Annotated in this window: 19 protein-coding genes and 1 pseudogene; 6 read left to right on the top strand and 14 right to left on the bottom strand. The window is 69.5% G+C overall.

The annotated features are described in order from the left end of the window. Window positions 1-97: 97 nt before the first annotated feature. From HZS54_RS00740 to HZS54_RS00705, 8 genes are all read right to left on the bottom strand, one after another. Window positions 98-463 (bottom strand): Ig-like domain-containing protein, encoded by a 366-nt coding sequence (locus HZS54_RS00740; protein ID WP_179920070.1) that lies wholly within the window; start codon window positions 461-463, stop codon window positions 98-100. Window positions 464-585: 122 nt separating this feature from the next. Then, window positions 586-837 (bottom strand): type II toxin-antitoxin system RelE family toxin, encoded by a 252-nt coding sequence (locus HZS54_RS00735; protein ID WP_179920069.1) that lies wholly within the window; start codon window positions 835-837, stop codon window positions 586-588. Further along, window positions 834-1,055: a ribbon-helix-helix domain-containing protein gene (locus HZS54_RS00730; RefSeq protein ID WP_179920068.1), complete on the bottom strand. Its 222-nt coding sequence runs from the start codon at window positions 1,053-1,055 to the stop codon at window positions 834-836. The genes HZS54_RS00735 and HZS54_RS00730 overlap by 4 nt, the downstream gene beginning before the upstream one ends. A gap of 63 nt (window positions 1,056-1,118) precedes the next feature. Further along, window positions 1,119-2,570 carry a phosphomethylpyrimidine synthase ThiC gene (gene thiC / locus HZS54_RS00725; protein ID WP_179920067.1) on the bottom strand — a complete coding sequence of 484 codons (1,452 nt, stop codon included), beginning with the start codon at window positions 2,568-2,570 and terminating at the stop codon, window positions 1,119-1,121. 175 nt (window positions 2,571-2,745) lie between these two features. Continuing rightward, entirely contained in the window at window positions 2,746-3,045 is a 300-nt protein-coding gene (locus HZS54_RS00720; RefSeq protein WP_179920066.1) for a hypothetical protein, read from the bottom strand. 100 nt (window positions 3,046-3,145) lie between these two features. Then, window positions 3,146-3,580 carry a universal stress protein gene (locus HZS54_RS00715; protein ID WP_179920065.1) on the bottom strand — a complete coding sequence of 145 codons (435 nt, stop codon included), beginning with the start codon at window positions 3,578-3,580 and terminating at the stop codon, window positions 3,146-3,148. After that, window positions 3,580-4,707 (bottom strand): sulfite exporter TauE/SafE family protein, encoded by a 1,128-nt coding sequence (locus HZS54_RS00710; RefSeq protein ID WP_179920064.1) that lies wholly within the window; start codon window positions 4,705-4,707, stop codon window positions 3,580-3,582. Before HZS54_RS00710 ends, HZS54_RS00715 begins: the two co-directional genes overlap by 1 nt. A 365-nt stretch (window positions 4,708-5,072) precedes the next feature. Next, window positions 5,073-5,372, bottom strand: coding sequence for a hypothetical protein (locus HZS54_RS00705; protein WP_179920063.1), 300 nt, complete (start codon window positions 5,370-5,372; stop codon window positions 5,073-5,075). A 477-nt stretch (window positions 5,373-5,849) separates the two neighbouring features. Between HZS54_RS00705 and HZS54_RS00700 the strand changes: the two genes are divergently transcribed. Both HZS54_RS00700 and HZS54_RS00695 read left to right on the top strand, forming a co-directional pair. Continuing rightward, the gene (locus tag HZS54_RS00700) at window positions 5,850-6,293 is read left to right on the top strand and encodes a GIY-YIG nuclease family protein (protein ID WP_179920062.1); all 444 of its coding nucleotides are present in this window, start codon (window positions 5,850-5,852) and stop codon (window positions 6,291-6,293) included. A gap of 76 nt (window positions 6,294-6,369) precedes the next feature. After that, window positions 6,370-9,162 (top strand): hybrid sensor histidine kinase/response regulator, encoded by a 2,793-nt coding sequence (locus tag HZS54_RS00695; protein ID WP_179920061.1) that lies wholly within the window; start codon window positions 6,370-6,372, stop codon window positions 9,160-9,162. Window positions 9,163-9,231: 69 nt separating this feature from the next. On the opposite strand, the gene HZS54_RS00690 is transcribed toward HZS54_RS00695, so the two are convergent. Together HZS54_RS00690 and HZS54_RS00685 are read right to left on the bottom strand one after the other, a co-directional pair. Continuing rightward, a complete protein-coding gene (locus tag HZS54_RS00690; protein ID WP_179920060.1) occupies window positions 9,232-9,519 on the bottom strand; it encodes a HalOD1 output domain-containing protein in 288 nt (95 codons plus the stop codon). Between the two features lie 166 nt (window positions 9,520-9,685). Then, window positions 9,686-10,162 (bottom strand): Lrp/AsnC family transcriptional regulator, encoded by a 477-nt coding sequence (locus HZS54_RS00685; protein ID WP_179920059.1) that lies wholly within the window; start codon window positions 10,160-10,162, stop codon window positions 9,686-9,688. 123 nt (window positions 10,163-10,285) lie between these two features. On the opposite strand from HZS54_RS00685, the pseudogene HZS54_RS00680 reads away from it, so the two are divergent. Next, a pseudogene (locus HZS54_RS00680) lies at window positions 10,286-12,159 on the top strand (S9 family peptidase). Between the two features lie 236 nt (window positions 12,160-12,395). Next, window positions 12,396-13,778 (top strand): GntP family permease, encoded by a 1,383-nt coding sequence (locus tag HZS54_RS00675; protein ID WP_179920058.1) that lies wholly within the window; start codon window positions 12,396-12,398, stop codon window positions 13,776-13,778. Between the two features lie 61 nt (window positions 13,779-13,839). On the opposite strand, the gene HZS54_RS00670 is transcribed toward HZS54_RS00675, so the two are convergent. The 3 genes from HZS54_RS00670 to HZS54_RS00660 form a co-directional block, all read right to left on the bottom strand. Further along, window positions 13,840-14,652, bottom strand: coding sequence for an aldo/keto reductase (locus HZS54_RS00670; protein WP_179920057.1), 813 nt, complete (start codon window positions 14,650-14,652; stop codon window positions 13,840-13,842). Window positions 14,653-14,798: 146 nt separating this feature from the next. Then, window positions 14,799-15,131: a hypothetical protein gene (locus HZS54_RS00665; RefSeq protein ID WP_179920056.1), complete on the bottom strand. Its 333-nt coding sequence runs from the start codon at window positions 15,129-15,131 to the stop codon at window positions 14,799-14,801. A 115-nt stretch (window positions 15,132-15,246) separates the two neighbouring features. Beyond that, on the bottom strand, window positions 15,247-16,218 hold the full coding sequence (locus tag HZS54_RS00660; RefSeq protein WP_179920055.1) for a twin-arginine translocation signal domain-containing protein: 972 nt from the start codon (window positions 16,216-16,218) through the stop codon (window positions 15,247-15,249). Window positions 16,219-16,526: 308 nt separating this feature from the next. Between HZS54_RS00660 and HZS54_RS00655 the strand changes: the two genes are divergently transcribed. Then, entirely contained in the window at window positions 16,527-17,138 is a 612-nt protein-coding gene (locus HZS54_RS00655; RefSeq protein ID WP_179920054.1) for an MBL fold metallo-hydrolase, read from the top strand. 99 nt (window positions 17,139-17,237) lie between these two features. Here HZS54_RS00655 and HZS54_RS00650 read toward each other — a convergent pair whose 3' ends face one another. Next, window positions 17,238-17,387, bottom strand: a complete 150-nt coding sequence (locus HZS54_RS00650; RefSeq protein ID WP_179920053.1) for a 50S ribosomal protein L40e — start codon at window positions 17,385-17,387, stop codon at window positions 17,238-17,240. Between the two features lie 127 nt (window positions 17,388-17,514). Here HZS54_RS00650 and HZS54_RS00645 point away from each other — a divergent pair, with 127 nt between their 5' ends. Further along, window positions 17,515-18,594, top strand: a complete 1,080-nt coding sequence (locus HZS54_RS00645; RefSeq protein ID WP_179920052.1) for an enolase-like domain-containing protein — start codon at window positions 17,515-17,517, stop codon at window positions 18,592-18,594. Window positions 18,595-18,610: the final 16 nt, after the last annotated feature.

Here is an 18,610-nt window from a genome sequence, read left to right as displayed (position 1 = left end):
ATACTTCGTGGCATACGGTCACTCGGGCGCGAAGGCCCAAATAGACCCGTAGCACTCGCGACAACTCGCGCGGCGTTTGCCGATCCAGTTTTTCGGGTCAGCTACACGCGGATTGACTGAGCAACACGTCGCGGTCTTCCTGTACTATGACGTACATCGTCGAAGACCGGCAGTTTACGACGTAGGAGTGGTGTGCCGTGCGATTCTGTGCCAGCTCCACAGTGATGTTGTACGCACCACCGGAGAGCCAGTACTCCGTTTCGACCACGGAACCGCCGGTAACAGACACAGATCGCGAGACGATTTCGTTATCGTCTCGGTCGACAGCGGTGATCTCCAGCGCGTGTTCGGTATCGTTCTGGTTTTCTACCTCGAAATTTCCCCTGTCCGGTAACAGCAATTCGGCACACCCGCCACCCGCGACGAGAAGAGCTATCACTGCAAGATATCGAAACGTCTTCATTTGCGCCGTGGCATACAAATCCGCTCGTCAATAACGTATTGGATCTACGGAGAACGGGTGACGTGTGACCGTCCGCACAGACCGAGACAAATCGGTGACGAACGGGCGAGGGCGAGGAGGTATTACCACTCCCGGTCGTACACGTTCCGCCGATGGCCGAGGGTCAGCACGTATACCGTCTCGTCCTCGCGGCTCCAGTCGATGATGACGCGATAGTCGCCGACCCGGAGTTTGTACGCGTCTTCGCCGGAGAGGCCCGAGAGGTCTCGATCCGGGTCGATCTCTCGGAGGGCGTCTTTGATCCGCTCCCGGACCTCGGGTTCGAGCGCCGAGAGGCGGTCCCGTGCTCGCTCCGAGAGGAGGACCTCCGTCATTCGAGGTCGTCGAGCGCGACCGTCTCGCCCTCGTCGATCTGCTCGCGACTCACACGGATGTCGTCGCGAGCCCAGTCGGCCAGCTGCTGGGAGTCCATCAGATGCCTGAGCGCGTCGCGGACCAGTTCGCTCTTGTTGAGGTAGTGCGGGTGCTCCTCCAGGAACTCCTTGAGGTCGTCGTCCATCTCGTCGGGAATCTTCACGTTGAGTGTGCTCATCGTGTTACGAGAGTAGTACGCTCGGTTGATTAAATCTTCTCCCGGCCGCCGGAACGAGCTCCGCTAGTCGTCCGCGGGCTCCTCGTGGCCGTAGGGGTCGACGAACTTCGGGAGGTCGGGCACGTCGGAGCCGTCGTGCTCGCCGACGGGCGGGCGGTTGACCGCGGCGGCGGGCGAGTCGTCGAGGTCGGTCTCGTCGTCGATGGCTTCCATCTGCCCTTCACCCTCCTCGGCGGCCTCGCGGGCGTCCTGGTCGATGCGCATCGAGCAGAAGTCGACGCCGCACATCGAGCAGAAGCGCGCCTCCTTGTAGTTGTCGCCGGGCAGCGTCTGGTCGTGGAACTCGCGGGCGCGCTCGGGATCGAGGGCGAGTTCGAACTGCCGGCGCCAGTCGAACTCGTAACGGGCTTCGGAGAGCGCGTCGTCCCAGTCGCGAGCGCCCGGGCGGCCGTTCGCCACGTCCGCAGCGTGGGCGGCGATACGGTAGGCGGCCAGCCCCTCGCGCACGTCCTCCGCGTCGGGGAGCCCGAGGTGTTCTTTGGGTGTAACGTAGCAGAGCATCGCCGCGCCCGCTCGCGCCGCTTCGGTCGCGCCGATGGCGCTGGTGATGTGGTCGTAGCCCGGCGCCACGTCGGTCACGAGCGGCCCGAGCACGTAGAACGGCGCGCCGTCGCAGACCTCTTGCTGGCGCTCGACGTTGTCGGCCACCTCGTCCATCGGCACGTGGCCCGGCCCCTCGACCATGACCTGCACGCCGTGGTCCCAGGCCGTCCGCGTGAGTTCGCCGAGCGTATCGAGTTCGGCGAACTGTGCCTCGTCGCTGGCGTCGGCCAGACAGCCCGGCCGGAGGCCGTCGCCCAGCGAGAAGGTCACGTCGTGCTCGGCGAAGATATCGCAGATCTCCTCGAACTTCGTGTACAGGGGGTTCTCCATCCCGTTCTCCTCGATCCACTGGGCGAGGATCGAGCCGCCACGGGAGACGATCCCGGTCTTGCGGCCGTCGGTCAGCGGGAGGTGCTCCATGCGGACGCCGGCGTGGATGGTCATGTAGTCGACGCCCTGCTCGGCCTGCCGCTCGATCACGTCGAGCAGCAGTTCGTGGGTCAACTCGGCCACGTCGTCGACCCGCGTGACCGCGTCGTAGATGGGGACCGTGCCGACGGGCACCGGCGAGTACTCGACGTTGGCCTCGCGGATCCCGTCGAGGTCGCCCCCCGTGGAGAGGTCCATCACCGTGTCGGCGCCGTAGTGGACGGCGCTGTGGAGCTTCTCCAGCTCGTCTTCGAGATCGCTGGTCGTCTCGCTTGCCCCGATGTTGGCGTTGACCTTCGTCCCGAACTCCCGACCGATGACCATCGGGTCCAGCGAGTCGTGGCCGCGGTTGGCGGGAATGACCGCCTGGCCCTCGGCGACCTGCTCGCGGACGAACTCGGGGTCGCGGTTCTCCCGCTCGGCGACCCGATCCATCGCCTCCGTGACGGTTCCCTCCCTGGCGCGTTGCAGTTGCGTCGGCATAATCACTAGGTTGTACTACCAAGTTATAAACATTGGTGGTCGGGTCGGTCACCACGGAAGAGCGGCCGCTGTCCGGCGCTTCGTTCCGAGGAGAACGGATCCGGGCGGGCCGGCGTCGAAAGTCGGAGGTATCAGCGAGTGGGTCGACGGGGGCGAGTCGACGACGGGACGGGTCCTACCAGTCCAGGATGAATCTGCTGGCCGCGTCGGAGCCGTGTTCCTCGTCCTCAGAGGGCGGGGAGGCGTCCCGGCGGGCGACGGTCCGGAGGACGAGATACCCGCCGACGAAGACGGCGAGGCCGGCCGCCCCTTTCCCGAGACCGACGCCCGGTGCCCCCAGCACCGGTCCCTCCGCGATCAGGAGTTCGAAAGCGGTCTCGGCCGCCACGGCGCCGCCGACCAGGAGCAGCGCGAGCGCGACGACCGTTCCCGCGGCCGAGACGAGCCGTCCGCTCGACGGGAATCGAGATCCCATACCGGTGTTTCGACTCGTCGACGTATCAATCTTTTCACGGGTCGGGCCGGATCGCGAGAACTGGGGCGACCGGCGAAGCGTCGGTCGCTCCGGGGGGTCGCTACTCGTCGACGCGGACGGTCGTCACGGGGACGGGCGACTCGCGGACGACGTTCTCGGCGACGCTACCGATGAGGTAGTGGTCGAGGCCGGTCCGGCCGTGGGTCCCCATTACGACGAGGTCGGGACCGTTCTCCTCGACGTACCCCAGGATCGCGGACTTCGGGACGCCCTCTTCGACGACGCGCTCGGCGGGCACGTCCCCGGGGAGCGTCTCGACGGCCTCGTCGACGGCCTGGCGGGCGCGCTCGCGCTCGGACGCGAGCCAGGCGTCGGGGGCGAGGCCGCTGGAGGGGCTCTCGAAGCGGTTGCGCGTGTCGACCACCGAGAGGACGTGGACGGTCGCACCGTGGACCTCGGCCAGGCGACCGACGTGGTCGACGGCGGCGGTGGTCGCCTCGCTGCCGTCCGTGGGGAGGAGGATGTCGTCGTACATCAGATCCCTCCCATCGCCATGCCGAACAGGGCGATCGCGATGATCGCGAACAGGCCGCCGACGAAGGTCTTGATCGTGTCGGTCTCCAGGGCGTTGGAGACGTAGGGCGCGATCTGGCCGCCGGTCACGGTTGCGGGGACGGTGAACACGACCATGTTCCAGGGCGTCGAGGCCAGCGAGAGGCCGTGGACGCCGGGGATGTGGATGCCCGCCGCCGAGAGGACGGTCCCGCCGAAGACGTGGACGAGCGAGGCGAGGACCGCCGTCACCGCGACGATGATGTGGTTGGTGCCGATGGCGACGCGGACGGGCACCTTCGTCGATAGCATCGAGATGATGCCCAGCTCGCCGGCACCGAAGCCCGCGAGGCCCTGGAACATGCCGCCGATGCTGTAGTTGCCGAACCGCTTGAGGTAGCCGCCGCGGGTGTAGCGGTAGTCGTCGCCGTCGCGATCGACCCGCGTCACGGTGCCGTCCTCGTCGGTGCGCACGCCGGCGGGACCGAGCTTGCCGGCGTCGTCGGGCAGGTCGGCGGTACCGCCGTCGGGCGCGGCCGAGCTTCCCCCGTCTGCAGCCGTCTCGTGGCCGCCGTCGGCGTCCGACTCGGCCCCCTCGTGGTCGAGGTCGGCCTTGAACAGGAGTATCGAGGCCGCGATCAGCGCCAGCCCGAGCAGCCCGTGGAAGACGGGCTCCGGGACGACAAAGGAGAGGATGGCGCCGGCGATCACGAACGGGACGGCGCCGCCGACGATGGTCAGCGCCAGCCGGCGGTCGACCAGCCCGTACTGGACGAACGCGACGGACGAACTCGACAGGCCGAACGCCTCGCTGATCAGCCCCACCTTGACGATCGTCTGGGGCGACAGCGGCTGGGCGGCGAGCGGGAAGACGAAGATCAGGAACGGCACGAACAGCGCCGAGCCGCTGATCCCGACCGTGTTGACGATCGTCGCGCCGGTCAGGAACGCCGGGAACAGCCACCAGTACTCCAGCCAGTAGCCGGTCCCGCTCCCGGTCGTCGGCGCGAACGCGAGGACGGCGGCGACGAAGACCACCGGCGCCGCGAACACGAAGACGTGCTGGTACTTGAGGAACGACTTCTGGACGGCGCTGTAGGAGGAACTCACGCGGGACCACCCCGCGAAGCCGCGCGATTCGACGCCGATGCGACCGGGTCGGGGAGTCGGGCCAACGGGTCCCGCATTCAGGTGATGCCTCCGGTTGCCGGGTTGGAGCGGATCTGGTTCATTGAGCGGTCGACCGCCGGTGAACGGGTCATGGTGCCCGGCACCTTGCGAGTACCGTTTAAAAGACCTTGGGGTTCGGAGGACGTTTGCGGACGGGACACACAGCACGGCTGTGTCCGGTTATCGCCGCTTTCGATCGAAATCGATCAGGATCTATTCGGGAGGATCGCCAGGGCGGAGACGACCCCGGCAGACGGCGGGCCGTCTTCGGACAGTTCGGCCGGCACCGGACGGACGAGAGCCGCTCAGGTGTCGAACTCGTAGGCGTCGGCCGCGCGCGCCTCCGAGGGCTCGACGTTCGGTTCGCCGGGGTCGGCGTCCCCGTCGAGGGTCCGCCTGAGCAGGAGATAGCCCGCGACGCCGAGCGCCAGCCCGACAGCGGCCTGCGGGCCGACGCTGACGGGGGTTTCGAGCGCCCGCCCGGCGGCGAACAGCAGCCTGTACGCGGTGAGCCCGACCATCGCGACGCCCAGCGCGAGCAGTCCGTAGCCGAGGAGCGTCCCGCCGACCGACGTGAGTCGTTCGCGACCGTTCGATCGGTCCATACTGTCGTTTCGGACGGGTCAGTGATGAAAGTTGTCACCTATCGGACCGCTCGGGGTCGCGGAGTGGGGGCACGCTCGTCGGTTCGCGCGCCCGTCTCCGGCGCGAAAACCCTAACCGTGCCGGCGACAACGACCGGATATGAACCCCCTCGAACTGGACCGCCAGCAGATCATGGCGCTCATCATGGTGTTCCTGATGATCGGCTCCGCGGTGGTCTACGTGCTCGCGTACGCGCTCGGGTAGGCGTTTCGCTCGTTTTACCGGTCGGGCCCGCTCGCGCCGCTCGGTCGACCGTCTCCCAGAGCGCCCGATGGAGAGGGGCAGGCGCACCCGTCGTCACCGTGTCGGGAGACGCGTCCGCGGCGCGCTCGACGGGGTCGGCCCGGAGGTCTGAGTCCGGACGGCGAGCGACTCCGGCGGACGCTCACGGTCCGAACCCGCCAGGCACTTGCCGGCGGCCGCCCGAGCGGACGGCGATGGCCGAGGGGACGTACACGCTGCTCGTCGAACTGGCGGCGCCGGCGACGATCGAGGTGGGGGCGCTGGGCGAGGTCGAGTTCGCGGCGGGCGCCTACGCCTACACCGGGAGCGCGTTCGGGCCGGGCGGGTTCGCCCGCGTCGAGCGCCACCGCGAACTGGCCGCCGGCGAGCGCGACGCCCGTCACTGGCACGTCGACTACCTGCTGGGCAACCCCGACGCCGCCGTCGCGGCGGTCGTCCGGACGGCCGACGCCGACGTGGAGTGTGCGGTGAGTCGGACGCTCGCCGGGGCCGACGGCATCGAGCGCGTCGCGGGGTTCGGCGCCTCCGACTGCGACTGCGACTCGCATCTCGTCCGCGCCGCCGAGGGCGAGCGACTCCGGCGGGCCGTCGAGCGCGCGCACGGGGCCGCCGACGGAGCGGGCGCGACCAACGGGTGATCGACCGGCGAGCGAACTGAAAGAAAGTCACAGGCTTATGGGTGATGTCCGCCAACAACGGGTAGACCGGCCAGACATGAGCGCGACACCGACGACGATCCGCGTCCTGCACGTCGACGACGACCCGGACCTGTCGGCGCTGGTCGCGTCGGCGCTCGAACGCGAGGACGACCGGTTCGAGGTGGTGACGGCGACGAACCCGGACGAGGGGCTCGAACGGCTCGCCGGCGAGCGGGTCGACTGCGTCGTCTCGGACTACGACATGCCCGGGACCAACGGGATCGAGTTCCTCGAACGGGTTCGCGCCGACCGGCCCGACCTCCCGTTCATCCTCTACACGGGCAAGGGGAGCGAGGAGGTGGCGAGCGACGCCGTCTCGGCGGGGGTGACGGACTACCTGCAGAAGGGGACCGGGACCGACCAGTACGCGCTGCTGGCCAACCGGATCGACAACGCCGTCTCGGCGGCCCGGTCGCGGCGGGCGCTGGAGGAGCGCAACCGCCGGCTGGAGACGCTGATCAGCAACCTGCCGGGGATCGTCTACCGCTGCGAGAACGACCCCGGGTGGCCGATGGAGTTCGTCGCCGGCGAGTGCGCCGCTATCACCGGCTACGACGCCGCAGCGCTGGAGTCGGGCGAGGTGAACTGGGGCGAGGACGTGCTCCACCCGGACGACCGCGAGCGGATGTGGGAGACCGTCCAGTCGGCGCTGAGCGATGGCGGCCCCTTCGAGGTGACCTACCGGATCCGGACCGCCGACGGCGACGTGCGGTGGATGTGGGAGCGCGGGCGGGCGATCGGCGACGACGGCGGTGGGACCGGGGGCGACGGCGGGAGCGCCGACCGCATCGAGGGGTTCATCACCGACGTGACCGAGCGCCGCGAGCGCGAGCAGACGCTCGAGCGCTACCGGAGCATGGTCGACGCGATGCCACACTCCGCGTGCATCTACGACGCCGACGGCCGCTTCGCCGTCGTCAACGACCACCTCGCGGACTTTCTGGGGACGACCCCGGCGAACCTGGAGGGGGCGAAGAGCTCTCTCGTCGAGGAGATCCGGGCCGGGGCCGACGGCGACCCGTTCCGGGCGCTGGTCGACGGTGAGCGGGAGGAGCTACGCGGCGAGGTCGAGGCGCGGTTCCCCGAGTACGGGCGGGCGGTCGTCGACTACCGGCTGGCGCGCCTGGAGATCGGCGGGGAGTTCGACGGCGTCGTCGCCGTCGCGCGCGACGTGACCGAGCGCCGCGAGCGCGAGCGGGAACTCGCGGCGACGAGCGCCCGCCTGGAGGCGCTGGTCGGCAACTCCCCGGACATGATCCACGTGCTCGATCCCGACGGGCGGATCGTCGACGCGAACCCGCGGCTCTGCGACGCGCTGAACCGCGGCGAGGACGACCTGCTGGGGACCCCCGTCTGGGAGGTCGACGAGACCGTCGACCCCGATGTCGTGCGGTCGCTGCTCGACGGGATGGCCGTCGGCGAGTCGCGGAAGTTCGACGGTCGCTACCGGCGGGCCGACGGGTCGACGTTTCCCGTGGAGATCAACCTGGTCCGCGTCGACCTGGGCGGTGCGGACCGGTATCTCGCCATCTCGCGGGACATCACCGAGCGCAAGCGCCGCGAGGACGCGCTCGCCGGGCTCACGGACGCGACCGAGGGGTTCATGGACGCCCCGGACCCCGGGACCGTCGCCGAACACGCCGTCGAGACCGCCCGGTCCGTCCTCGGCCGCGACGTCAACGGCGTCTGGCTGGCCGACGACGCGGGCGAGCGGCTCCGCCCGGTCGTCCAGACCGAGGCGGCCGACGCGCTGTTCGACGAGATGCCCACCTTCGACGGCGAGGGCGAGGGGAGCCTCGCCTGGGAGGCCTTCGAGACCGGCGACCTCGTCGTCTGCGGGGACCTGGCCGACGAGCCCGAGCGCTACAACCCCGACACGCCGCTGTCGAGCGAGATCGTCCTGCCGCTGGGGGAGTACGGCGTCGCGGTCGTCGGCTCGACCGACCCCGCCGACTTCGACGAGGTGGACGTGTCGCTGGCGCACGTCTTCGCCAGCACCGTCGAGGCCGCCCTCGACCGGGCCGCCCGCGAGGACGAGTCCCGGCGCCACCGCCGGGAGCTCGAACGCCAGAACGAGCGCCTCGACGAGTTCGCGAGCATCGTCTCCCACGACCTGCGCAACCCCCTGCAGGTCGCGACCGCCCGGCTCGATTTCGTCCGCGAGGAGTGCGATAGCGACCACCTCGACGCCGTCGAGCGCGCCCACGACCGCATGGAGGCGCTCATCGAGGACCTGCTCACGCTCGGCCGGGAGGGCAAGGCCGTCCTCGACATCGAGCCCGTCGACCTCGACGCCGCCGCCCGCTCGTGCTGGCGGAGCGTCCGCACCCCCGAGGCGACCCTCGCCGTCGAGACCGACGCGGCCGTCCGCGCCGACCGGAGCCGCCTCCAGCAGTTGCTCGAGAACCTGCTCGCCAACGCTGTCGAGCACAGCTCGACAAGCCCTCGCTCGCACGCTCGCGAGGACACCGTGAAACACGGTTCCACGACCGCTCAGCCGCAAGCTCGCGAGGACTCGCCCGATCCCGGCGACCCGGCGACCGACGGTTCGACCGGGGCCGTGACCGTCCGGGTCGGTCGGCTCGACGACGGGTCGGGCTTCTTCGTCGCCGACGACGGCCCGGGGATCGACGAGGCCGACCGCGACCGCGTGTTCTCCAGCGGCTACTCGACCGCGGCGGAGGGGACCGGTTTCGGCCTCTCCATCGTCGAACAGATCGCCGAGGCCCACGGCTGGTCGGTCGGTGTCGTCGAGAGCGAGGCCGGCGGCGCGCGCTTCGAGATCCGCGGCGTCGAGACCGACGCGTGACGCCGAGCCACCTCCGTCGCGACGGCGGCGCGGTCGCTCGCGGCGGTCGACCCGTCGGGGCGCTCGCGGCTATCGCCCGGTGGCCGGCTGGTCGGCCGACTCCCGGGCGGCGTCGCCGGCGGCGGACGAGCCGCCGGTGACGGTCACCTCGCCCGACCCGTCGACCACCACGTCGTAGCCGTAGTACGTGAACTCGACCTCGAACTCCCCGTCGCCGCGTCGCCCGGCCGTCTCGACCAGCCGTTCCAGCGCGCCGACGTCTATCACGTCGTAGAGCGGTTCGTCCAGTTGCAGCGGGTCGACGCCTTCCCGCGCCGCGATTTCCGTGCTTACCTTGGTGCTCAACATATCACCCATCACCGTGGGACCGTCCGACAGCGACCGGCTTAACGGTGGCGGTGCGTACGCAAGATTCTGTAGGGAGAGGCGATATATCTGCGGAATTCGCAGTTCTCTCCCCGCCCTGACCCGTGAGATCGACTGGTCCTGGTGCCGACATATTCGCGTGTCGAACGGTGGGCACTCACCCGTCGGACCCCACGTCGGTGCCGAAGTGGTCGAACGGCTGGACGTGGGTCGTCTTGACGATGTCGGAGCTCGCGATCTCGATCCCCAGTTCGGTGATCGCCGCGAGGAGGTCGTCGACGGCGGCGGAGTCGGTGGCGACCGCCTCGACGTGGAGGTTCTCGTTCCCGGTCAGTAGCTCGCGGACGCGGACGACGCCCGACAGCTCCAGTAGCTCCGCGGCCAGCGACGACCGCTCGGTGGGCGCCGCGCGGCAGACGACGTGGACGTGCAGCTGGAAGCCCGCCCGCTCGTAGTCGATGTCGGGATGGTATCCCCGGACCACCCCGGTCGACTCCAGCCGGTCGATCCGGTTCCTGACCGTGCTGGCCGAGACACCCACCGCCTCCGCCATCTCGGCCGCCGTCGCCTCCCTGGCGTTCTCCTGCAGCGCGTGGAGGATCCCCCGGTCCACGTCGTCGAGTTCGTGGCCCATACCCGCGATACCGGTGCCGACGCGAAAACCGTTGGGCCGGCGACCGCTCGGGAGACTCGTCAGATTCCGAACCGAAGGCGCCTTCTGCGATCACTGAAGTGACGACGGACCGACAGGGTGCGTATGGCTCCGACAGCCGACGGCGACGTGCTCGAAGAACTCGCTGGACTGCCGACGGTCGCTCACCCGACCGCCTCGCCCGGCGGCGACGAGGTGGCGCTGTACTACGACGCGACCGGCCGCAACGAACTCCACGTGCTGGACACCGAGACGGGCGACCTCGAACAGTGGTCCGACGGGGAGGTGCCGCGGAACGCCCGCTGGTTCGTCGCGTGGGGCGCCGACGGCGACCGCGTGTTCTTCCACCGCGACGAGGACGGCGACGAGCAGAACGACATCTACGCGATCGACCGGGACGGTACCGTCGAACCGGTCGTCGAGATGGACGGCCAGTGCATGCTCACGAGCGTCGCCGAGGACGGCTCCAGAATCCTCTTCGGCTCCTCCCGCGACGGCCAGATGAACGTCTACGCTCGCGACCTGACGGCCGGCGAGACGACGAAGCTCACCGACTACGACCGGGCGGTGTGGGGCGCCCACCTCTCGCCGGACGGCGAGCGCATCGCCTACGCCACCAACGAGACCGACGACTTCGACAACCAGGACGCCTATATCGCCGACGCCGACGGCTCGAACCCGCGGAACCTCGAACTCGGCGAGGTCGGCGCCGAGTGCGGCCCCGCCGACTGGGGCCCCGAGAGCGACCGCCTGCTCGTCAGCGACAACGCCCCCGACCTGGGCCGTGCGGGCGTCTACGACCTCGCGGCCGACGACGTGACCTGGCTCGGCGACGGCGAGTACGACGAGAGCGCCGTCGCGTTCGTCGACGGCGAGCGCGTGCTGGCGAGTCGCGACCGCGAGGCCGTGACCGTGCCCGTCGTCTACGACCTCGCCAGCGGCGAGGGGCGGGAACTCGACCTGCCCGAGGGCGTGGCCTCGACCGGGTGGGCCTACACCAGCGCCGACCTCGGCGACGGCCGGGTGCTCGTCGAGCACACCACCGCCACCCGTCGCACGGAACTGCTGGCCTACGACCTCGATTCGGACAGCTACGAGACGCTGCTGGCCGCCGACCACGGTCCCTTCGAACCCGAAGACTTCGCCGACGCCGAGTACTCGCGGTCGGCTCGGACGGAGTACCCGACACGCCCCAGCGCGCCGTCGAACACGACCCCTACGACGAACTCGAGATCGGCGCGCTCCTCTACGACTCGGGCGAGCGCCCCTCGCCGCTGATCGTCAACCCCCACGGCGGGCCGATGGCCCGCGACGCGAAGTCGTTCGACCTCTACACCCAGGTGCTCGCGATGCGGGGCTACTCCGTGTTGCAGGTCAACTACCGCGGCTCGACGGGCAGGGGCCGGGAGTTCAAGGAGCGACTGCTCGACGACTGGGGCGGCGCCGAACAGGGCGACGTGGCGACCGCCGCCGAGGCCGTGATCGCCGAGCGCGACTGGCTCGACGACGAGCGCGTCGTCGTCTTCGGCGGCTCCTATGGGGGCTACTCCGCCTACTGGCAGTCGGTGCAGTACCCCGACCTGTACGACGCGAGCGTCGCCTGGATCGGCATCTCGGACCTCGGAGACATGTACGAGAACACGATGCCCCACTTCAGGACGGAGCTCATGGAGAAGTACCTCGGGACGCCCGACGAGAACCCGGAGCTGTACGAAGAGCGCTCGCCGGTCACGCACGTCGAGAACGTCGACTCGCCGCTGCTGGTCGTCCACGGCGTCAACGACCGCCGCGTCCCTGTCTCGCAGGCTCGCATCGTCCGCGAGGCGCTCGAAGGCGCCGGCTACGAGGAAGGGGAGGACGGCGACTTCGAGTACGAGGAACTCGGCGAGGAGGGCCACGCCTCCTCGGACCAGGCGCAGAAGCTTCGGCTGTTCCGCCTGCTCGACGACTTCCTCGACCGGCGGGTCGGGCGCGCGTGACCGCCTGGGGCGTCCCGAGCCGAGAAACTGCACGCAACTGGACGGTAAACGGACCTTTCTACCCGCTGTGAGTCGATACAGGGACACCAGACGACGATATCGGCCCTGTAACGGGTTATACCCCTCTCGACCCGTCGAACGAAGTCACTACCGGATACGCAAACCGGCACCAGGGACAGAAAGGTGCAGTTACCTATCTGTTATGACGGCGACCGGACAGTTACGGAGGATCGTCCATGTATCCGGTACTGCAACTCGGCGGTCAGGGGCCACTCGTATCGCTGCTGGTCGGAGTGATCATGGTCGTGCTGCTGCTGGTCGTGCTGGAAGTCCCGGCGTTCGTCGGGCTGATCATCGCGTCGTTCGCGGTCGGGCTGGTGAGCCCGGCCATCCCGCTGGCCGAAGCCGTCGGGCAGGTCGCCGAGGCGTTCGGCAACGGGATGGCCGGGATCGGGATCCCGATCCTGATGGCGGCGATCATCGGGAAGGCGATGACCGAGAGCGGGGCGGCGAATCGCGTCGTGCGCGGGTTCTCGTCGCTGTTCGGCGAGGAGCGGACGGAGATCTCGCTGTTCAGCAGCAGTTTCGTGATGGCGATCCCCGTGTTCTTCGACAACGTCTTCTACCTGCTGGCGCCGATCGCGCGCTCGGCGCGGTCGCGGACCGGCAGGAACTACACCCTCTACATCGTCGCGGTCGCGGCGGGCGGGGTTACCACTCACGGCTTCATCCCGCCGACGCCGGGACCGCTGCTCGCCGTCGCCGAGATCGGCGCCAACCTCGGGACGACGATGCTGGTCGGGGTGATGGTCGGGCTCCCGACGGCGATCGTCGCCGGCCCGGTGTACGGCCACTGGATCAACCGCCGCGTCGACGTGCCGCTGCGCGACGCGATGGGGACAACGGTCGACGAACTCCAGGACATCGCCGAGACGTCCGTCGACGAGCTGCCCGGAGTGTTCGAGTCGGTGCTGCCGATCCTGCTCGTCATCGTCCTCGTCGGCGCGGACACGACGGTCAACACGGTGTACGGCGAGGAGTCGGACCCGGCGGCGATCACGAGCTTCGTCGGCGACCCGAACTTCGCGCTGACCGTCGCCGCGGTCGTCGCGGCGCTGACGTACTTCCGGATGACCGACCTCGGCCGCGAGGGCTTCTCCGACGAGCTGACCGAGGCGCTCAAGAGCGGGGGGAACATCGCCGCGATCACCGCCGCGGGCGGCGCGTTCGGCGTTATGCTCCAGGCCGCCGGCGCCGGCGACTACATCGCGGGCGGGCTGGAGGACATCGGCCTGAGTCTGCTGCTGACCGCCTGGCTGATCGCCGCCGGCGTACGCGTCGTCCAGGGGTCGGCGACCGTCGCCATCGTCACCACCGCCGGGATCATGGCGCCGTTCGCCGGCGATCTGGCCGTCAACTCCGCGTACATGGTGATGGCGATCGGCGCCGGCGCATCGATCTTCTCGTGGTACAACGACAGCGGCTTCTGGATCGTCAAGGAGATCGGCGGGCTCACCCAGGAGGAGACGCTCAAGACGTGGACGGTCGTGACGACGCTGATCAGCCTCGTCGGCATCGTCGTCACCCTCGTGTGGGCGACGGTCCTCCCGTTCTCGTGACGGTCCTGACGGCCTGACGCCGTGGAGTCGCTCGCCCGTTTTCGGTGCGGTCGGTCCCGTCCTACAGCCCGAGCGCCGACCGGATCCCGTCGATCGGGCCGCCCCGGTCGAACAGCCGCTCCATCTCGTCGGCGGTCAGCTCGAAGTCGAAGATGTCGATGTTCGAGCGGACGTGCTCGGGGTTCGACGACATCGGGATCGCCGAGACCATCGGCTGCTGGACCAGCCAGCGGAGCGCGACCTGGCTGGCGGTCTTGCCGTAGCGGTCACCGATCTCGGCGAGGTCGCCGTCGTCGGCGAGCCCGCCCACGTCGAGCGGGCTGTAGGCGGTCAGCATCACGCCCTCCTCGACGCAGAATCGCAGGAGGTCGTCGCGGCGCTTTCGGACGTGGTACTCGACCTGGTTGGTGAGGATCGGCGCCTCGGAGGCGTCCATCGCCTCGCGGACCTGGTCGACCGAGAAGTTCGAGACGCCGACGTGGCGGACCAGCCCGTCGTCGCGCAGATCGTTCATCGCCCGCAGCGTCTCGGCGTGGGGCACGTCGTCGTTGGGCGAGTGGATCAACAGCAGGTCGACGTAGTCGGTGTCGAGGCGGTCGAGGCTCGCGCGGGTCGACGCGACGGCGTCGTCGTACGCGCGGTTGTCGCCCGAGAGCTTCGTCGTGACGAACAGCTCCTCGCGGTCGACATCCGATGCGTGGACGGCCTCGCCGACCGCGGGTTCGCTGCCGTAGATCTGGGCGGTGTCGACGTGGCGGTAGCCCGCGTCGAGCGCCGCCGAGACGGCGCGGCGGCGCTCCTCGTGGCCGTCCATCCGGGCGGTGCCGAATCCCAGTGCCGGAACGTCGACGCCTGCGGCCGTCACGTACTCCATACCGCGATATCGGTCGAAGCGGCGAAAAGACTTGGGCAGGTGTTCGCAGGTGCGCAGTCGGCGAGATTCCGCCGCCGGAGCTCCGCCGAGGGACCGCCGACGGGCCGGCGACTGCGCGGTCGCTGTGAGGTGTCGGTCGCGGCGAGCTATCGGTCCCGGCGTCCCCAGTCGGGCGCCGCGGCGAGGGCGTCGCGGGCCGCGGCCAGGTCGGCGTCGGCGGCGCCGTAGAACAGTTCGCGGCCGACCGGCGTCCGGACGCGGAGGAGGGCGGTGTGGTCGGTCACGTCGAAGACGGCCACCGCCCACGGCGCCGTGTGACAGCGCCACTCGCCCGCCAGCGTCGCGTCGGCCCCGCTCGTCACGCGGTCGCCCAGCTCCCAGCTGAGCCGCGTCGTCCGGTCCAGCGAGACGGGGACGGCGTCGGGGAGCCCGCCGTCGCCGCGCCCGGCCGCCCCGTCGCGAGCGCTCTGTGTCGACATACCACAGCCCACGACACTCTCCATCAAAAATCATCCGCTTCGCTCGTCACGGTGTCCCGTACCGGACGACGACGGCAGGACGGGCGGTCCCGGCGGACACCGCGTTTCGCGGCGTTCAGGACCCGGTCGGGGTGTCGGTTCCGCTGCCTGTCCCGGCTCCGCCGTCGGTCGCGGTGTCCTCGCTCGCCGTCGTCCCGTCGGTCGGGGGGTCGGTAGCCACGTCGCCGGTCGCGACCCCTTCCGGCAGCTCGACGCGTTCGAGGTCGGTCGTGACGAGGTTGCCCTCGGGGTCGGTCACGTCGAACTCGCTGGTCATCCGGTAGGCCTGGCCCCGCTCGATGCTGGCGTCACCGGCGGGGTAGATCTGGAAGTTCCCGCCGTTAATCCACCGCGCGAAGCGGGTGTTGTAGTCGGCGAACACGTCCGAGCCGGCCACGTCGTCCCTGGGCGTCCACTCGACGACGTCGGAGGTGATCCGGAGGATCGCCCCGGGCCAGTAGTTCCCCCACCGGACCAGCGCCTTGCCGCCGCCCTCGTCGAAGACGTTCACGTCGCTGGGGTCGAAGATCTGCTCCTGGCCGACCTCGGTGAACTTCACGTCGACGACGCCCTGGTCGCCGGCGTCGTCGCTGAGCCACGTGAAGTTGTCGTGGAGCTCGTACACCCGTCCTTCCGTGATCTCGGCGTCGTGAGCGGGGAAGAAGAGCACGTCCTCCTCGGCGTTGACGTACTCGACGACCCGCGTGTTGTAGTCGCTCCAGATGTCGCCGTCCTCGACGCCCTCGACCTCGGGCTGTTGCTCGATGACCGGCGAGGTGACGCGGAACTGCGCGCCGCCGCGGAACTCCTCGGCGAACATCAGCGCCTTGTCGGAGCCGGCTTCGACGGCGTCGTCGCCGTCGGTCCCGTCGTCGAGCACGTCCGTGTCCGTCGCGCCGTCGCCGTCGGTGTCCGTCTGGGCGGCGGGGCCCTCGTCGCCGAGGCCGGCGCAGCCGGCGACGCCGACCGCCGCCCCCGTCGCGAGCGCGCCTTTCTTGAGGATCGATCGCCTCGTCCGGTCGCCGATAGAAGTCTCTCGGTCAGTCATGATCTGAGTGGAATCCCTTGCGGGTGCCCCGGTTTGGGGAACGACCGGGGTGAGTCTGCGGTGGGCGAAAACAAGCGCGGGAAAAGGGCCGCCCGTCGCGAACGCGTCGACCGGCCTGCACACGAAACCGAACCGGACGGATACGTCCTGCGGTTCGTGTGACGGTCCACCAGGGACGGCCGGCACCTGCAAGCTCCCGGAACACGCCGTACTCCTCGTCGAGCGGTCGCTGTCACCGGTCCCGGCTAGCGGAGAGCGCGAGCCGCCGGGTCACCAGACTGAAGCCCAGGGCGACCGAGCACACGGACATGGAAGTCGTCAACGTCACCGCCGAGGCCGAGACGTTCACGTGCAACGCCTACCTCGCGCTCGGCGAGTCGCCGACGCTGGTCGACGCGGGCGCGATGACCGGCGTCGTCGACGTTATCGAAGGCCACACCGACGAACTGGACCGCGTGGTCCTCACCCACCAGCACGGCGACCACGTCTCCCAGCTCGACGCCGTCTTAGACGCCTTCGACGCCGACCTGCTCGCCTACGCCGACCACCCGCGCCGGACCGGCGAACTCGCCGACGGCGACACCGTGACCGTCGGCGACGAGACCTGCGAGGTCGTCTACACGCCGGGCCACGCCGACGACCACGTCTCGCTGGTCTCGGAGGCCTCGCTCTTTTCGGGCGACGTGGTCGTCCACGACGACGGCGCCTTCGACGACGGGAGCTTCGGCCGCACCGACATGGCCGGCCAGTCCCGCGAACGGCTCATCGAGTCGATCGAGGACCTGCTCGAACGGCTGCCCGACGGCGTCGAACGCATGTACAGCGGCCACGGCGGCGTCTTCGAGGGCGACGTGCGCGCGGTCGTCGAGCGGTCGCTCGAACGCGCCGAACGGCGCGAACCGAAGTATCCCGACGAGTGACGGCGCGGCCGCTCGGAGCGACCGTGAAAACGCGCTCCGTTCGAACGACGGCGTCGCTGACGCGGCGAACGGGAGAGAGCGAAAGAGAAGGGAGCCGAGTTACGCGTTGCGGCGCTCTTTGCTCTTGCGGCGGAGATTCTTGTAGCCGCACTTCCGGCAGCTCGTCGCCTCGACGGAGTTGCGGGCGTTGCAGCGCATGCAGATCTGCTTCTGGAGCTCGCGTCGTTCCGCGGGTTCGAACTTGGGCATACCCGCCCTTCCTCGTCACCGCGTTTAAACGTTGCTTCTCCGGGCCGGTCGGACCACCGGGTTCCGGACGGTCGCCGTCCCCTGCCGGTTGAACCAGGGTTAACCGGACCCCGTCCGAAGCGGTGGTATGAGCGACCTGTACGACCGGATCGCGGATCTGCCCCTCGCGGTGGATGGGTTCGACCTGGACCGTCACGAGATGGACACCTCCGCCGGGTTCACGCGCGTGACGAGTGTCGTCGAACTACGCGGCCCCGACGGCGCGGTCGGCCGCGGCGAGGACGTGGCCTACGACACCGAGGACCACGACCGACTGCGCGACGCACACGAGAGCGGCGACCTCGGCTGGGACTTCGCGGGCGAGTACATCCTCGACGAGTTCTCGACGGCGCTGGACGACGCCGAGCTGTTCCCCGAGCCGCCCGAGCGGGCGGTGTCCCGGCACTACCGACGGTGGGCCGTCGAGAGCGCGGCGCTCGATTTGGCACTGCGCCAGGCCGACGCCACCTTCGCCGACGCGCTCGGTCGGAGCTACGACTCCGTGCGGTTCGTCGTCTCGACGCGGCTCGACACGGGAGGCGAGCCCTCGGCCGAGCGGATCCACGAGTGGCTCGACATCGACCCCGAGATGGAGTTCAAGCTCGACCCGACCGCCGACTGGACGCCGGATCTGATGGACGAGCTGGCGGCGACCGACCGCGTGCGCATCCTCGACCTGAAGAGCTACTACGAGGGCACCGAGGTGGACACCGACGCCGACCCGGAACGCTATCGGCAGGTCGCCGAGGCGTTCCCCGACGCCGTGCTGGAGGACGCGAAGTACACCGACGAGACCCGGGAGGTTCTGGACGGCGTCGCCGACCGACTCTCCTGGGACTACCCGGTCGTGGACGTGGCGAGCGTCGAAGATCTGCCGATCGAGCCCGAGTGGCTAAACGTCAAGCCCTCGCGGTTCGGGACCGTCTCGGACCTGCTCGACACGATCGAGTACTGTCTGGAGCGGGATATCACGCTGTACGGCGGCGGCCAGTACGAACTCGGCGTCGGGCGCGAACACCTCCACGCCGTCGCGTCGGCGTTCTATCCCGACGGCCCGAACGACATCGCCCCCAGCGCCTACCACAGCCCCGAACCGCACGCTGACGTGCCGACGAGTCCGCTGGACGTGCCCGACGAACCGGTCGGGCTGCGGTGGCAGCGGGAGTAGGAGCTGAACCGACGCC

The sequence above is a fragment of the Halosimplex pelagicum genome (genome assembly GCF_013415905.1).
Lineage (GTDB): Archaea > Halobacteriota > Halobacteria > Halobacteriales > Haloarculaceae > Halosimplex > Halosimplex pelagicum.
The sequence above is the reverse complement of the archived record's forward strand: the minus strand, read 5'-3'. Positions and strand labels throughout refer to the sequence as shown.

Coding starts and splice junctions, on each gene's coding strand:
- HZS54_RS00670 (WP_179920057.1), bottom strand. CDS start 14,652: ATGGAGTACGTGACGGCCGCAGGCGTCGACGTTCCGGCACTGGGATTC.
- HZS54_RS00700 (WP_179920062.1), top strand. CDS start 5,850: ATGGCCGAGGGGACGTACACGCTGCTCGTCGAACTGGCGGCGCCGGCG.
- HZS54_RS00675 (WP_179920058.1), top strand. CDS start 12,396: ATGTATCCGGTACTGCAACTCGGCGGTCAGGGGCCACTCGTATCGCTG.
- thiC (WP_179920067.1), bottom strand. CDS start 2,570: ATGCCGACGCAACTGCAACGCGCCAGGGAGGGAACCGTCACGGAGGCG.
- HZS54_RS00665 (WP_179920056.1), bottom strand. CDS start 15,131: ATGTCGACACAGAGCGCTCGCGACGGGGCGGCCGGGCGCGGCGACGGC.
- HZS54_RS00660 (WP_179920055.1), bottom strand. CDS start 16,218: ATGACTGACCGAGAGACTTCTATCGGCGACCGGACGAGGCGATCGATC.
- HZS54_RS00645 (WP_179920052.1), top strand. CDS start 17,515: ATGAGCGACCTGTACGACCGGATCGCGGATCTGCCCCTCGCGGTGGAT.
- HZS54_RS00740 (WP_179920070.1), bottom strand. CDS start 463: ATGAAGACGTTTCGATATCTTGCAGTGATAGCTCTTCTCGTCGCGGGT.
- HZS54_RS00715 (WP_179920065.1), bottom strand. CDS start 3,580: ATGTACGACGACATCCTCCTCCCCACGGACGGCAGCGAGGCGACCACC.
- HZS54_RS00690 (WP_179920060.1), bottom strand. CDS start 9,519: ATGGGTGATATGTTGAGCACCAAGGTAAGCACGGAAATCGCGGCGCGG.
- HZS54_RS00705 (WP_179920063.1), bottom strand. CDS start 5,372: ATGGACCGATCGAACGGTCGCGAACGACTCACGTCGGTCGGCGGGACG.
- HZS54_RS00650 (WP_179920053.1), bottom strand. CDS start 17,387: ATGCCCAAGTTCGAACCCGCGGAACGACGCGAGCTCCAGAAGCAGATC.
- HZS54_RS00695 (WP_179920061.1), top strand. CDS start 6,370: ATGAGCGCGACACCGACGACGATCCGCGTCCTGCACGTCGACGACGAC.
- HZS54_RS00730 (WP_179920068.1), bottom strand. CDS start 1,055: ATGAGCACACTCAACGTGAAGATTCCCGACGAGATGGACGACGACCTC.
- HZS54_RS00685 (WP_179920059.1), bottom strand. CDS start 10,162: ATGGGCCACGAACTCGACGACGTGGACCGGGGGATCCTCCACGCGCTG.
- HZS54_RS00655 (WP_179920054.1), top strand. CDS start 16,527: ATGGAAGTCGTCAACGTCACCGCCGAGGCCGAGACGTTCACGTGCAAC.
- HZS54_RS00735 (WP_179920069.1), bottom strand. CDS start 837: ATGACGGAGGTCCTCCTCTCGGAGCGAGCACGGGACCGCCTCTCGGCG.
- HZS54_RS00720 (WP_179920066.1), bottom strand. CDS start 3,045: ATGGGATCTCGATTCCCGTCGAGCGGACGGCTCGTCTCGGCCGCGGGA.